Source organism: Bradyrhizobium sp., from assembly GCF_030697065.1.
Lineage (GTDB): Bacteria > Pseudomonadota > Alphaproteobacteria > Rhizobiales > Xanthobacteraceae > Bradyrhizobium.
This window is the reverse complement of the sequence record NZ_JAUYQU010000183.1, coordinates 1-12,843: the sequence shown is the minus strand read 5'-3', so window position 1 is coordinate 12,843 and position 12,843 is coordinate 1. Positions and strand designations below refer to the sequence as shown.

The following is a 12,843-nucleotide window of genomic DNA, read 5'->3' as shown; positions in this document are numbered from 1 at the left end:
CTCACCAAGGCACCCTAGCGCGCCTCGGCCAGACAACTCGATGCAATATAGATTGCATATCTTTCTAACATTCCAAGTTCCCACCGGGGAACCCAGCGTGATAGGTTGGCGTTAGGGCGAACGGCGATCAACCTGCCTTGGCCCGCGACGACGCGGAAGGCATGTTGGCACACGTTGACATTGCGTCTGGTAGCGTTTTTTGCGATCTTGAGCGTGGGACGGGCAAGGACATCATCATGACGGCGACGCGGCTGCCGCGGGGTTCAGTATTCCTCGTCGAGGACGAGGTGATGATCAGGATGATGGTCGCCGACATGCTGGAGGAGCTTGGCTTCAGCGTCGCCGCCGAGGCCGGCGAGATCAATGAGGCGATGAGGCTGGCGCAATCCACCGATTTTGACCTTGCCATTCTCGACGTCAACGTCAACGGCAAGGTGATCTCGCCGGTTGCCGAACTGATCAAGGCGCGCAACCGACCCTTCATATTCGCGACCGGCTACGGCTCGTCGGGACTGCCGGAAGAATATCGCGACCGCCCCGCGCTGCAAAAGCCCTTCCAGCTCGAAACCCTGGCCAAAATGATCGACGCCGCGCTGAAAAGCGCGACGGTTTAGGGGCGCGCCTCTCCCCGCCTACTTCAGCGTGGCCGTCAGCGCTTCCGAAAACTCATCATTGGTGCGGTCAAGCCGCAGCGGCGTCACCGAAACGTAGCGGGCTGCCAGTGCGGCGAGATCGGTGCCCTCCGCCGGCGTATCCAGCATGACCGCGCGTTCGAAGCCGATCCAGAAGTAGGGATTGCCGCGGCCGTCATGGCGCTTGTCGACCTTGAGAAAGCCCTGGTTGCGCTTGCCCTGCCGGGTCACGCGCACGCCCATGACCTCCTCGGGGGCACAGGCCGGGAAGTTGACGTTGATCACGGTGTTCCTGGGCACGCCGGCGGCGATCACCTTGCGCAGGATTTGCGGGCCGAATTTCGCCGCGGTTTCCCACAACGGCTTGTCGCGCGTTTCCAGGCTGAATTCCTGGCTGAGCGCGAATGACGGAAATCCCAGAATGGTGCCTTCCAGGGCGCCGGCGATGGTGCCGGAGTAGACCACGTCCTCGGCGACGTTGCGGCCCTTGTTGACGCCCGACAGCACGAGATCCGGCCTGGTTTCGCCGAGGATGTGGCGCGCGCCCATGATCACGCAATCGGTCGGCGTGCCGCGCACCGCGAAATGCCTCGGGCCGACTTCGCGCAGTCGCAACGGATCGTTCAGCGACAGCGAATGGGATACGCCGGATTGATCGAGCTCGGGCGCCACCACCCAGACGTCCTCGGACAGCGCGCGCGCGATCTCCTCGACGATCTTCAGGCCGGGCGCATGGATTCCGTCATCATTGGTGCAGAGAATTCGCATCCGCCTGAGCGCCTTTTCCGATCGATTGCATCGCGGTCAAGATGCCCTCATATCCGGCTATCGCCGCGGAGGCAAACCGGCAGATCGAACCGAAGTCGCTGTCGTTGACGAGACCCGTGGCGCCGGCGTGCCACGGCGATTATTGTTGTTGAGTGCTCCGTCGGCCCCCGCGCAGACTACTCGTCCTGCCTGATTTGCGGTTTATCGCGCAGCACCGCGTCCAGCAGCGAGCGATGAACCTCGATCTTGCCGTTGTAGTCGATGTATCCCTTTTTTCTGAACTGGTTCATGAAGAAGCTGACACGCGACCGGGTGGTGCCGATCATTTCCGCCAGCGTCTCCTGACTGAGATTGATCGCAATCGGCCGCGCGCCGCCATCCTCGCCGAAATTGGCGAGCAGCAGCAGCAGGCGAGCCAGCCGCCTTTCGCTGGAATTGAACAGCTGGTCGATCAGGTCGTCTTCGATGCGGATGTTCCGGGACAGCAGACAGGCGATGAAGAACGTCGCGAACTTCGGCTCCGACGCGAGCGCCGCGTGCATCGCCGGCTTGGTGATCGACGTGATCAGGCAATCCTCCATGGCATGGCCGGTCGTGGTGCGCACGGTCGCCCCATCGAGGCCTGCTTCGCCGAAAAACTGACCTTCCGAGAAAATCCCGACCACCGCTTCCTTGCCGTGTTCGGACAAGACCGTGACCTTGACCTTGCCCTTGTGAATGAAAAACAAGGTGTCGGCGACCTCGCCCTGGCTGAATATCTTCTGGTTCTTCGCGTATCTCTCGATCGTTCGGCCCGGCGCGGCTCGGCCAAGGTAAGCCCTCGGATCGAAGTCGCCCTGGAAAGTTCGAATTACCGGATTGTCGAGCATGGTGCTGGTCCTCAGGCGGGAGCGCAACACTCTCAGTCATCGGCATAAGCCTGGGGGCGGCGCGATGATACAACCATCATAACCCCATTATGTTCGGTAAGCGACTTAAAAAAACAACCGGGAATGGCAATAAGCCCAGGATACCGCCAAAAGGGCGAAAACCACCCCTCCGCCAAAGAAACGGCCCCAATAAAGGTGCGGACCGGGAAATCGTTTCGCCCGAATCAATATTGCGCCACCTCGCCAATGGCTGCGACAAGCAACGCCTTGATCAGGGAGAGTGAGCGATCAAGCCGTTTCGAACTGGTTTCGCTGTGCTGGCTTGCGCTATTCAACCTTCACTTCGGCGGCTTGAGTTCACTGGCAAGCCAGCCCATGGCACTCGAGGTCATCGGGTCTCGCTCGACCACGGTCGTTTGAATTCGGCCGCACTTCTGGCACTCGAAGCTGTGGTAGTCGAATCCAGTGGGACCCTGCTCCAGCTTCGACAGCAGCATGCGGTTCTGCCGGCAATTCGGGCAGCGCGGTCGATCGATCGCGGAAATATATGCTGAAGAGACCGGCTGGTATTCGGGCATGAAGCGCACCTGGACGGAGACGGCGATGATTCAGAATGGCCTTTCCCGCGACCCAGGCTGTGGTCAAAACCGCTCACTTTGAAAAACTTTGGGAACTTGAGGGTGAATGGATTGAGGGGTCGCCCGCAATACTGCGATTCAAATGGTGGATAGCGCCGCCGCTACCTCCGCAGGCCAACACGCCACGCACGCCGGAATTTGGCCGGCCAACCTTCGATCCGCATGGCGAATTGTGGAGCCAGCGGTCCCGAAGACTCCATCGGAGCGACTGCGGATAGCGCGCCCGCGCCACCGAAAGCGCCTTGGCGAAATCCTCTCCGTTGAGCCATGCCCCGGCATTCAGGCTGTCCGAAAGGCCGTCCTCCCACAGGCGGGAGGCCTCGATGTCGAACTGGCCCTTCAGCTTTGGATCGACCGCCTGCATCCCATAACCGGTGACCGCCCATTGCCGGCCGACCCAGTAGATGTCGCGATGCAAGGCCATGACCGGATTCAGCTTCCTTCAGGGGGGCTCCCGAGCCCACACGAAGATACCGGGCACCGCTGCGCAGGCAACACCAGGCGCACGAATTATGCGCGATATTCGTGCGAGGCCTATGGCTCGCGGGCGATGACCTTGACCCCGCCCATATAGGGCTGAAGAACCTCAGGCACGGCGATCGAGCCGTCTTCCTGCTGGTAGGTTTCCATGACCGCGATCAGCGCGCGACCCACAGCGGTGCCGGAGCCGTTCAGCGTATGCACGAAGCGCGGCTTGCCGTCGGGGCCGCGATAGCGCGCGTCCATTCGCCTGGCCTGGAAATCGCCGCACAGCGAGCAGCTCGAGATTTCGCGAAAGGCGCCGCCCTCGCCCTGGCCCGGCATCCAGACCTCGATGTCATAGGTCTTTTGCGCCGAAAAGCCCATGTCGCCGGCACACAGCGTCATCACGCGGTAATGCAGGTCGAGCCGCCGCAGCACCTCCTCGGCGCAGGCCAGCATGCGCTCGAGCTCGTCCTTGCCGTTTTCCGGCGTCGCGATCGAGACCAGTTCGACTTTTGTGAATTGATGCTGGCGGATCATGCCGCGGGTATCGCGCCCGGCCGCGCCGGCCTCGGCGCGAAAGCACGGCGTCAGCGCGGTGAGGCGCATCGGCAATTCCTTGTCGTCGAGAATGGATTCGCGCACGAGATTGGTGAGCGGCACTTCGGCGGTGGGGATGAGGCCGAGCCGCTCGCCGCGCAGCTTGCCCACGGTATTCTCATCAACCGCGGCCAGCACCTCTCCCTTGATCGCCCAAAACTGATCGTCTTCGAATTTCGGCAACTGACCCGTGCCGAACATCACGTGGTCGCGCACCATCAGCGGCGGATTGATTTCAGCATAGCCATGCTCGTTGGTGTGGAGGTCGAGCATGAATTGCCCGATCGCGCGCTCCAGCCGGGCGAGGCTTCTCTTCAGCACGACAAAGCGCGCGCCGCTCAACTTTGCCGCAGCCTCGAAATCCATGAATCCCAGCGCGCCGCCGATGTCGTCGTGCGGCTTCGGCGTGAACACGTAGTCGCGGCTCTTGCCGAACACATGACGCAGCACATTGCCGTGCTCGTCGACACCATCGGGCACCTCGTCCAGCGGCAGGTTCGGGATCGCTGCGAGTTCCCTGGCCAGTTCGTCGTCCGCCGTCTTCGCCGCCAATTCGAGTTGCGGCATGGTGGTCTTGAGTTCGGCGACCTCGGCCATCAGCGCGCTCGCGCGCGCGTCGTCTTTCGTCTTCTTCGCCTCGCCAATTTCCTTCGACGCGGCATTGCGCCGTGCCTGCATCTGTTCCGACTTGAGGATCGCCGTGCGGCGCTTTTCGTCGATCCCCAGCAGCGATGCCGACAACGGCTCGAGTCCGCGCCGTTTCAGTCCGGCGTCGAAAGCCGCGGGGTTTTCCCGAATCCATTTGATGTCGTGCATGGCGATTCAATCCTGAGTCGGGCCGGCGAAAGCGGGCATCTGGTAACCCGAATGGCCGGGTTTTGGAACACCGAAGGCCACGGGGAACGCTATCCCGAGCTGCGCCCCGTTGGGCGAGCATCAGGATGGAGGCCGGACACGGCCTCCGAAGCCATCCTTCGTGGGTGGAGCAAGCGGGGTAACAGCCCTACTCTGCCGGATTGGCCTCGGGCGGCGGCGCGGCGGCAGCAGCCTTGGCCGCGGTGGCCTTTGCCGCGGCAGCCACCCGCTTCTCCACCATGATCACCGCGAAGATCGAGGCCTCGTACAGGATCATCAGGGGAATCGCGAGCGAGGCCTGGCTGATGACGTCGGGCGGCGTCAGGATGGCGGCGATGACGAAGGCGCCGACGATGAAATAGCGGCGCTTCTCGCGCAACTGTTTCGCGGTGAGGACGCCGATCCGGCCCAGCAGCGTCAGGATCACCGGCAGCTGGAACGCGACGCCGAACGCGAAGATCAGCGACATCATCAGCGACAGATACTCGCCGACCTTCGGCAGCAACTGAATCTGCGCGGTCTCGTCACTGCCGACCTGCTGCATGCCGAGCGAGAACCGCACCAGCATCGGCAGCACGATGAAATACACCAGCAGCGAGCCCAGCACGAAGAAAAACGGCGTCGCGATCAGATAGGGCAGGAACGCGCCGCGCTCGTGCTTGTAGAGGCCGGGCGCCACGAACATGTAGATTTGCCCGGCGATGATCGGAAACGAGATGAAGGCGGCGCCGAACATCGCCAGCTTCAGCTGGGTCAGGAAATACTCCAGCAGCGCGGTGTAGATGAATTTGGAATTTTCCGGGCCCGCGATCCAGACGAACGGCCACACCAGCACGTTATAGATCTGCTTGGCGAAGAAGAAGCAGAGGATGAAGGCGATGCCGAACGCCAGCAGCGCCTTGATCAGCCGCGAGCGCAGCTCGATCAGATGATCCATCAGCGGCGCTTTGCTGGCCTCGATGTCCTCGGCGCTCATGACGCTTTGGCGTCCTTGAGCACGTCAGGCGCCGGGGGCGTGATGTCCTGCGGCGCGGGGAGGTCGCGGGTAATCGCGAGCGGCTCGGATGCCGCGTGGGCCTCGGCTTCGACAAAGGTCGCCGGGGTCGGGGGCTCGGGGGTGGTCGGCGTCGCCGGCCCTTCGGTCAAGGACGCCACCTGCGCGTCGGTTTCCGGCTTGGTGAGGTCGTCGATCCGCAGGGAGTCGCTGACGTCTTTCTGCAGCGAAGTCATGACGTTGTTGCTGGCAAACCCGGTGGCGGTTTCCTTGACCTCGTCGAAGGTTTTCTTCAGGTCGGCCATTTCGGCCTCGCGCATGGCCTCCTGGAACTGGCCCTGGAATTCGCCGGCCATCTTCCGCGCCTTGCCCATCCACTGGCCGACCATGCGCAGCACGCCCGGCAATTCCTTCGGTCCGATGGCAATCAACGCGACGACCGCGATGACGACCAGTTCACTCCACCCGAAGTCGAACATGAAAAATTCCGCTCGCGCGAGGCGATATTACCCAAATGCTTGCCAACAAGATTTGGAGCCGCCGGCGCATTCCTTAACCGTCCTGCCGCACCCCGACCGCAAGGTCAACGCGCGGCCGGCTTGGCGCTCGACGTTCAGACAGCCTTGCTGCCGACGTCCGAACGCGCTGCCGGGGCCGGCGCCGCATTGTGATCGATCGTCTTCACCGGCTCCGGAGGCTTTTCAGCCGTTTTCTCGTCGTCCTGCAAGCCCTTCTTGAAGGACTTGATGCCCTGCGCGACGTCGCCCATCAAGTCCGAAATCTTGCCGCGGCCGAACAGCAGCAGGACCACTCCGATCACGACGATCCAGTGCCAAATGCTAAACGAACCCATCCTGCATCCCTCCAAACACGCGGCCGGCGACCCGGCCCAATCTTTCCGGAAAGTAGGCTCGGGAGGTGGCAAAAACAAGGACTTAAGCCGCGTCAAATCGGCGTTAACGCACTACCGTTAACCGCCCCACGGTTCGGCGCGCGTCGTCGCCAAATCTCGCGAATCAGCTTTCTTCGCCCGGCTCCGGCTCGACCGCAGGAGCCAGCGCGAGTTCCAGATCGCCGATTTCCAGGGGATCCTCGTCCTCGCGCAAGGTCGGGTCGTCCGACGGCGCGGGAACGCTGAAACCCGAAGGCAGCCGCGAATCCAGCAACCCGGTTCCCTTCAATTCCTCCAGGCCCGGCAGATCGCCCAGCGCCTCGAGGCTGAACTGCGACAGGAAGGCTTCCGTGGTCCCGAAGGTCAGCGGGCGGCCCGGCGTCTTGCGGCGGCCGCGCGGACGAATCCAGCCGGTCTCCAGCAATACGTCCAGCGTCCCCTTGGAGGTGATGACGCCGCGGATATCCTCGATCTCCGCGCGCGTCACCGGCTGGTGATAGGCGATGATCGCCAGCATCTCGATTGCCGCGCGCGACAGCCGCCGCGTCTCGGTGCTCTCGCGCGTCATCAGCCAGGACAGATCGCCCGCGGTGCGGAAGGTCCATTTGTTGGCGACGCGGACCAGGTTGACGCCACGAGAGGCGTAATCCGCCTGCAGTTGCGCCAGCGCGACCTTGATGTCGACGCCGTCGGGCATGCGTTTGGCCAGCGCCGCCTGATCGAGCGGCTCCGTGGAGGCGAACAGCAGCGCTTCCAGCAGCCGCAATTCTTCCGGCCGCGCCTGCGGATCCACTGAAGGCTCCTCGGCGTCCGCTATGCGTTTTTCCGCCAGGCTTGCCATGGCTAGGTCTCCTTCTTCCACTTACTCAACCGGCAGATCCGGCGCGGTTATCGCATCGGATGGCTGCGGCGGACGCTTACGAAAATACAGCGGCGCGAACGCCTCTTTCTGGTGCAGTTCGACCTCGCCTTCGCGGACCAGTTCCAGCGCGGCTGCAAAACTCGATGCGAACACGGTGGCTTTTTGCGAGGGGTCGACGACATAGTTGAGCAGGTATTCGTCGAGCCGACTCCAGTCTTCGGCCATCCCGACGAGTCGTTCCAGCGACGCCCGCGCCTCGCTCAGCGACCACACCGTGCGCCTTGTCAGGTGCACCGTGGCCAGCACCCGCTGCTGGCGCTGCGCGGCATAGGCGGTGAGCAGGTCGAACAGGGTCGCGGTAAATTTGGGGTGCTTGATCTCGGCGATCGATTCCGGGTCGCCGCGCGGAAAAATATCGCGCTGCAATTGCGGGCGGTTCATCAGCCGGTTCGACGCCTCGCGAATGGCCTCGAGGCGGCGCAGCCGGTTGGCCAGCGCGGTCGCCATTTCCTCGGCGCTCGGACCATCGGGGGTCGCCGGTTCCGGCAGCAGCAGCCGCGATTTCAGATAGGCCAGCCAGGCCGCCATAACCAGATAGTCGGCGGCGAGTTCGAGCCGGATTTTTCGGGCAGCTTCGATGAACACCAGATACTGGTCGGCCAGCGCCAGAATGGAGATCTTGTGCAGATCGACCTTTTGTTGCCGCGCCAGCGCCAGCAGCAAATCGAGCGGACCTTCATAGCCCTCGACGTCGACGACCAGCGACGGCTCGTCATCGGCGGCGAGTTCGGCCGGCCGGCCGGTTTCAAACGATAAGATCTCTGCGCTCATGCGCCTGTCATCCCTGCCCGATTGATCAACGCGTCCAGTTCGGCCCGCGCCGCCAGCCGATCGAACGGCTGCGGGGCTTTCCGCGACGCCAGCGCCCGCCTGGCGCGCTCCAGCGCCTTGCCCGACAATTCCGGCGTCTCGCCGGCGACGGCCCGCATTTCGTCGAGATTACCGTTGCAGTGCAGGACCATGTCGCAGCCGGCGGCAACGATGGCTCGGGTCCGCTCGGCGATCGTTCCCGCCAACGCGTTCATGGACACATCATCACTCATCAGCAAACCTTGGAACCCGATCACGCCGCGAATCACCTGTTCGATGATTGTCGCAGATGTCGTCGCCGGATGGGCGGGATCCAGTGCGCTAAACACAACATGTGCGGTCATGGCCATCGGCAGGTCCGCCAGCGGTTGAAACGCGGCGAAATCGGTCCGTTCCAGCTCCACGGCTGGGGTATCGACCTCCGGCAGCCGGAAATGGGTGTCCGCGGTCGCCCGACCATGCCCGGGAATGTGCTTGAGAACCGGCAGAACGCCGCCCTGCTCCAGCCCCTCGGTCACGGCGCGGGCAATCGCCGCCACCTTGCCTGGCTCGGTGCCATAGGCCCGGTTGCCGATCACGGCGTCGGCGCCGGGAACCGGCAGGTCCGCCAGCGGCAGACAATCCACGGTAATGCCGAGATCCAGCAGGTCGGCCGCGATCAGCCGGGCGCTCAGGCGTGCAGCTGACAAGCCAGCGACCCGATCGATATCGTAGAGCACGCCGAAAACGGCTCCCGGCGGATAGAACGGCCAATGCGGCGGTCCGAGGCGTTGGACCCGCCCGCCCTCCTGGTCGATCAGGACCGGTGCATCCGCCTCACCAACGGCGCTCCTCAACTCTTCAACAAGCTGAGTAACTTGCGCAGCTGTCTCAATATTCCGCTTGAATAGGATAAATCCCCATGGGCGTTCCAGACGGATAAACTCGCGCTCGGCGGCGCTGAGTTCCAATCCGGATACGCCTGTAATGAATGCGCGGCTGTTCATGGGGCCGATTAGCCCGCTGGCCGTCCAAGGGTCAAGGAAACGGCCGTTAATTCCTTTGGATGACGCACTGTCCGCCGGCAGTTTTCAGGTTGCCGCAGAACTGGGTCGCCTCATCGGCGGACCCGAACGGACCGACCATGGCGCGGTAATAGACACCCTTGTCGCCGAGGTCGGCACGCTTGATCAACGGCGAACGCGAACCGAGCACGGACGGATACTTGCCCTGCAGGGCCCGGAACGAGGCCTGCGCGTCGGACTCGTTCTTCTGCGAGGCGACCTGAACCAGATATCCCCCGCCGCCATTGGACGTCGCCGGGGCGGCCGTGGTGGCGGCGACCCTGGTCCGGGGCTCGGCGGTCGCAGCCGGTTGACCGGACTGCGGCGTCAATGACAGCGGCGCGTTGGCGCTGGCATTGGCCGATGATGGCGGGCTGCGCGTGGCCGACGCGGCTGGCGCTGCAACGGGCGCTGCAGCCGCTCTTGGCGCAGGCGCGGGTCTCGCCGCCGGTGCATTGACCGGCGCTGCGGCGAGATCTGCCTGATCGCCGCGAACGGCAAGGGTCTTGATCCTGCGCGGCTCGGTGCCGCTTTGCAGCGTGCCGTTGCCGGCGCCCGCTGCCGGCAATGTCCCGGTGGGCGCAACGCTGGCGACGGACGGCGGATTGCTATTCGGGTTCAGCGGCGGAAACACCACGCGTGGACCGGTCCTGGCATTGACGTCGACCGGCGCTTCCTCGCGCGGGACGATCTTTTCCTTGCCATCGCCCGTGGCCATGCGGTCCGGCAATTTGGACGAGCCGTCCGAGGGCGCCGGCACGATCTTGGTGGGGCTGTTGTCGGCCTTGATGATCGGCGGCTCGCCGCTGCGGGGCGATCCGGCAAAGGTTCGATAGGCCAGGGCCGCCCCCGTTCCCACCACGGCCAGCACAAGCACCGCGGCAACGGCCATCATGCCGCCGCCGCGCTTCTTGACCGGCTCTTCATCGGCGTCAGCGTAGCGGTCCTGATAGGCGTAGGGGTCATCGCCATGGCCGAGATCGTGCTGGGGAGGCAGCACGCCGGGATCGGGCTCGCCATACAGCGCATCGTCATAGCGCGACGGATCCGGCTCCTGGCCGGGGGCAGCGTATGACGGGGACTGGTGATAGTCCGGCTCCGGCGCGGCAGGCGGCGCTGCGTAGCGATGCAGCGGGTGGACGGCGCTCGGGTAATCCTGTTCGTAATCGTCGTCCTGCGCTGCCGCCGGAGCGGCCAGCGGGGTGGCACGGCGCATCCACGGCGGCGGGCCCGCGACAGGCTCGTCATCATAGGCGGCAGGTGCCGGCGGATCGTAAGGCTCGGGTTCGTAGGATTCTCTTTCGTACGGCTCGCGTTCGCTGCGCGGCTGCACCGGCTGATTGGCCCGGCCCATCGCGAACGGATCGGTTTGCCCGATCAGGCGCGCAAGCTCCGCCAGCGGATCGTTCTCGGTCCTTGCCGGCGTATGAGGTTCTCCGCCACGATCATAGCCATCGTCGGCTGGAAAAGGCTTATCCTGATATCGATCAGCCATCGTGTTGCTGCGTCCCCTTCGGGAAAGCCGCCAACCCGCTTTTTAAACGAACCGGCGCCTGCCAGATGCCTCACGGTTCCCCGCGCGAGGCGTACCCCCTATCGCATCTCGGTCGGGGCATGGACGCCAAGAACGGCGAGCCCGGATGCCAGAACCGAGACGACGCCCTGGACCAGTGCCAATCGCGCCTTTGTAATCTCTGCATCATTATTGATAATGAAGCGTAAATAGGGCAAATCGCGCCCCCGGGTCCACAGCGCATGAAATTCGCTGGAGAGATCATACAGATAAAATGCGATTCGGTGCGGCTCGTGCGCCACCGCCGCAGCCTCGATCATCCGGGGATACAGTGCCAGCAGCCGCAGCAGGCTGAGTTCCGCAGGATCCGTCAACCGCTCCACCGCGGCATCGCCAAGGAACGCCGCCCGCGCTTCGGTGCCGTCCGGCAGCTCCGGAACCAGCTCCCGGGCGTTCTTGAAGATTGAATGGCCCCGGGCGTGGCCGTACTGCACATAGAACACCGCATTGTCCTTGGACTGCTCGATCACCTTGGCGAGATCGAAATCCAGCACCGCGTCGTTCTTGCGGAACAGCATCATGAACCGAACGGCGTCGGAGCCGACCTCGTCGACAACCTCGCGCAGCGTCACGAACTCGCCGGAGCGCTTTGACATTTTCACCGGCTCGCCGTGGCGCAGCAGGCGCACCAGTTGCACCACCTTGACGTCGAGCGTGGCCCTGCCCGCCGTGACCGCCTTGACCGCCGCCTGCATGCGCTTGATGTAGCCGCCGTGATCGGCGCCGAACACGTCGATCAGATTGGCAAAGCCGCGGTCGAACTTGTTCTTGTGGTTGGCGATATCGGAAGCGAAATATGTATAGCTGCCGTCCGACTTCATCAACGGGCGATCGACATCGTCACCATAGGCGGTGGCGCGAAACAGCGTCTGTTCGCGGTCCTCGTAATCCTCCACCGGCGCGCCGCCCTTGGGCGGCGGCAGGCGGCCTTCATAGACGTCGCCCTTGGAGCGGAGGAAGTCGATGGTCTCGGTGACCTTGTTGTTGCCGGTCTCGATCAGCGACCGTTCGGAAAAGAACACATCGTGCTTGATATGGAGCGCGGCCAGATCGGTCTTGATCATGTCCATCATCATGGCGATGGCGCGGGCCCGCACCAGCGGCAGCCATGCGCCTTCAGACATGGCCTTCAGCTTGTCGCCATACTCCGCCGCGAGCGCCTGCCCCACCGGCTGAAGATAGTCGCCGGGGTAAAGCCCTTCCGGAATCTCGCCGATATCCTCGCCGAGCGCCTCCCGATAGCGCAGGAATGCCGAGCGCGCGAGCACGTCGACCTGGGCGCCGGCATCGTTGATGTAGTATTCGCGCGTGACGTCGTAGCCGGCGAACTGCAGCAGGCTGCACAGCGCATCGCCGAATACCGCGCCCCGGCAGTGGCCGACATGCATCGGCCCGGTGGGATTGGCGGAGACGTATTCGACATTGACCTTTTCGGCCGCGCCCATCCGACTCTTGCCATAGCCGGCGCCCTCGCGCAGCACGGTGCGCAACGCGTCCGACCAGGCCGAAGGCTTCAGTGTCAGATTGATGAAACCGGGCCCGGCGACGTCGACCGAGGCGATCAGTTCATCGGCGCGCAGTTTGACCGCGATCGCTTCGGCGAGATCGCGCGGTTTTGCCCTGGCCTCCCTGGCCAGCACCATCGCGGCATTGGTCGCCATGTCGCGATGGGCCGCATCGCGCGGCGGCTCGACCACGACCCGCGACAGGTCGATATCCGTGGGCCAGCCGCCTTCGGAGGCGAGCGCGGCGCAGGCCGCGTGGACTCGCCCCAGCACATTGGCG

General features: G+C 63.9%; 14 protein-coding genes. 1 reads left to right on the top strand and 13 read right to left on the bottom strand.

The genetic code is table 11. The features are described 5' to 3' along the window. Positions 1-236 precede the first annotated feature (236 nt). Complete coding sequence (locus Q8R73_RS14345; protein WP_305720209.1) at positions 237-614, top strand: response regulator; 378 nt, start codon at positions 237-239, stop codon at positions 612-614. Between the two features lie 18 nt (positions 615-632). On the opposite strand, the gene surE is transcribed toward Q8R73_RS14345, so the two are convergent. The 13 genes from surE to argS form a co-directional block, all read right to left on the bottom strand. Then, positions 633-1,400 carry a 5'/3'-nucleotidase SurE gene (surE, locus tag Q8R73_RS14340; protein ID WP_305720208.1) on the bottom strand — a complete coding sequence of 256 codons (768 nt, stop codon included), beginning with the start codon at positions 1,398-1,400 and terminating at the stop codon, positions 633-635. A 176-nt stretch (positions 1,401-1,576) separates the two neighbouring features. Continuing rightward, positions 1,577-2,269, bottom strand: a complete 693-nt coding sequence (locus Q8R73_RS14335; protein ID WP_305720207.1) for a Crp/Fnr family transcriptional regulator — start codon at positions 2,267-2,269, stop codon at positions 1,577-1,579. Between the two features lie 338 nt (positions 2,270-2,607). Next, positions 2,608-2,847 carry a response regulator gene (locus Q8R73_RS14330; RefSeq protein ID WP_305720206.1) on the bottom strand — a complete coding sequence of 80 codons (240 nt, stop codon included), beginning with the start codon at positions 2,845-2,847 and terminating at the stop codon, positions 2,608-2,610. A gap of 73 nt (positions 2,848-2,920) precedes the next feature. Further along, positions 2,921-3,331 (bottom strand): hypothetical protein, encoded by a 411-nt coding sequence (locus Q8R73_RS14325; RefSeq protein ID WP_371126100.1) that lies wholly within the window; start codon positions 3,329-3,331, stop codon positions 2,921-2,923. Between the two features lie 110 nt (positions 3,332-3,441). After that, the gene (gene serS / locus Q8R73_RS14320) at positions 3,442-4,785 is read right to left on the bottom strand and encodes a serine--tRNA ligase (protein WP_305720205.1); all 1,344 of its coding nucleotides are present in this window, start codon (positions 4,783-4,785) and stop codon (positions 3,442-3,444) included. A gap of 187 nt (positions 4,786-4,972) precedes the next feature. Continuing rightward, positions 4,973-5,800 (bottom strand): twin-arginine translocase subunit TatC, encoded by an 828-nt coding sequence (gene tatC, locus Q8R73_RS14315; RefSeq protein WP_305720204.1) that lies wholly within the window; start codon positions 5,798-5,800, stop codon positions 4,973-4,975. Next, on the bottom strand, positions 5,797-6,297 hold the full coding sequence (gene tatB, locus Q8R73_RS14310; protein WP_305720203.1) for a Sec-independent protein translocase protein TatB: 501 nt from the start codon (positions 6,295-6,297) through the stop codon (positions 5,797-5,799). The genes tatC and tatB overlap by 4 nt, the downstream gene beginning before the upstream one ends. A gap of 134 nt (positions 6,298-6,431) precedes the next feature. Further along, positions 6,432-6,671, bottom strand: coding sequence for a twin-arginine translocase TatA/TatE family subunit (locus Q8R73_RS14305; protein ID WP_305720202.1), 240 nt, complete (start codon positions 6,669-6,671; stop codon positions 6,432-6,434). A gap of 163 nt (positions 6,672-6,834) precedes the next feature. Continuing rightward, positions 6,835-7,551, bottom strand: coding sequence for an SMC-Scp complex subunit ScpB (scpB, locus tag Q8R73_RS14300; protein ID WP_305720201.1), 717 nt, complete (start codon positions 7,549-7,551; stop codon positions 6,835-6,837). A 21-nt stretch (positions 7,552-7,572) separates the two neighbouring features. Continuing rightward, positions 7,573-8,403 carry a ScpA family protein gene (locus Q8R73_RS14295; RefSeq protein ID WP_305720200.1) on the bottom strand — a complete coding sequence of 277 codons (831 nt, stop codon included), beginning with the start codon at positions 8,401-8,403 and terminating at the stop codon, positions 7,573-7,575. Next, complete coding sequence (gene nagZ / locus Q8R73_RS14290) at positions 8,400-9,428, bottom strand: beta-N-acetylhexosaminidase (RefSeq protein WP_305720199.1); 1,029 nt, start codon at positions 9,426-9,428, stop codon at positions 8,400-8,402. Before nagZ ends, Q8R73_RS14295 begins: the two co-directional genes overlap by 4 nt. A 46-nt stretch (positions 9,429-9,474) precedes the next feature. Further along, positions 9,475-10,980: an SPOR domain-containing protein gene (locus Q8R73_RS14285; protein WP_305720198.1), complete on the bottom strand. Its 1,506-nt coding sequence runs from the start codon at positions 10,978-10,980 to the stop codon at positions 9,475-9,477. Positions 10,981-11,078: 98 nt separating this feature from the next. Beyond that, the coding region (gene argS, locus Q8R73_RS14280; RefSeq protein ID WP_305720197.1) for an arginine--tRNA ligase at positions 11,079-12,843 on the bottom strand (1,765 nt) is incomplete at its 5' end.

Excerpts from the sequence above, each read along its gene's own strand:
- Q8R73_RS14345 (WP_305720209.1), top strand. The coding sequence starts at position 237 with ATGACGGCGACGCGGCTGCCGCGGGGTTCAGTATTCCTCGTCGAGGAC.
- surE (WP_305720208.1), bottom strand. The coding sequence starts at position 1,400 with ATGCGAATTCTCTGCACCAATGATGACGGAATCCATGCGCCCGGCCTG.
- Q8R73_RS14335 (WP_305720207.1), bottom strand. The coding sequence starts at position 2,269 with ATGCTCGACAATCCGGTAATTCGAACTTTCCAGGGCGACTTCGATCCG.
- Q8R73_RS14330 (WP_305720206.1), bottom strand. The coding sequence starts at position 2,847 with ATGCCCGAATACCAGCCGGTCTCTTCAGCATATATTTCCGCGATCGAT.
- Q8R73_RS14325 (WP_371126100.1), bottom strand. The coding sequence starts at position 3,331 with ATGGCCTTGCATCGCGACATCTACTGGGTCGGCCGGCAATGGGCGGTC.
- serS (WP_305720205.1), bottom strand. The coding sequence starts at position 4,785 with ATGCACGACATCAAATGGATTCGGGAAAACCCCGCGGCTTTCGACGCC.
- tatC (WP_305720204.1), bottom strand. The coding sequence starts at position 5,800 with ATGAGCGCCGAGGACATCGAGGCCAGCAAAGCGCCGCTGATGGATCAT.
- tatB (WP_305720203.1), bottom strand. The coding sequence starts at position 6,297 with ATGTTCGACTTCGGGTGGAGTGAACTGGTCGTCATCGCGGTCGTCGCG.
- Q8R73_RS14305 (WP_305720202.1), bottom strand. The coding sequence starts at position 6,671 with ATGGGTTCGTTTAGCATTTGGCACTGGATCGTCGTGATCGGAGTGGTC.
- scpB (WP_305720201.1), bottom strand. The coding sequence starts at position 7,551 with ATGGCAAGCCTGGCGGAAAAACGCATAGCGGACGCCGAGGAGCCTTCA.
- Q8R73_RS14295 (WP_305720200.1), bottom strand. The coding sequence starts at position 8,403 with ATGAGCGCAGAGATCTTATCGTTTGAAACCGGCCGGCCGGCCGAACTC.
- nagZ (WP_305720199.1), bottom strand. The coding sequence starts at position 9,428 with ATGAACAGCCGCGCATTCATTACAGGCGTATCCGGATTGGAACTCAGC.
- Q8R73_RS14285 (WP_305720198.1), bottom strand. The coding sequence starts at position 10,980 with ATGGCTGATCGATATCAGGATAAGCCTTTTCCAGCCGACGATGGCTAT.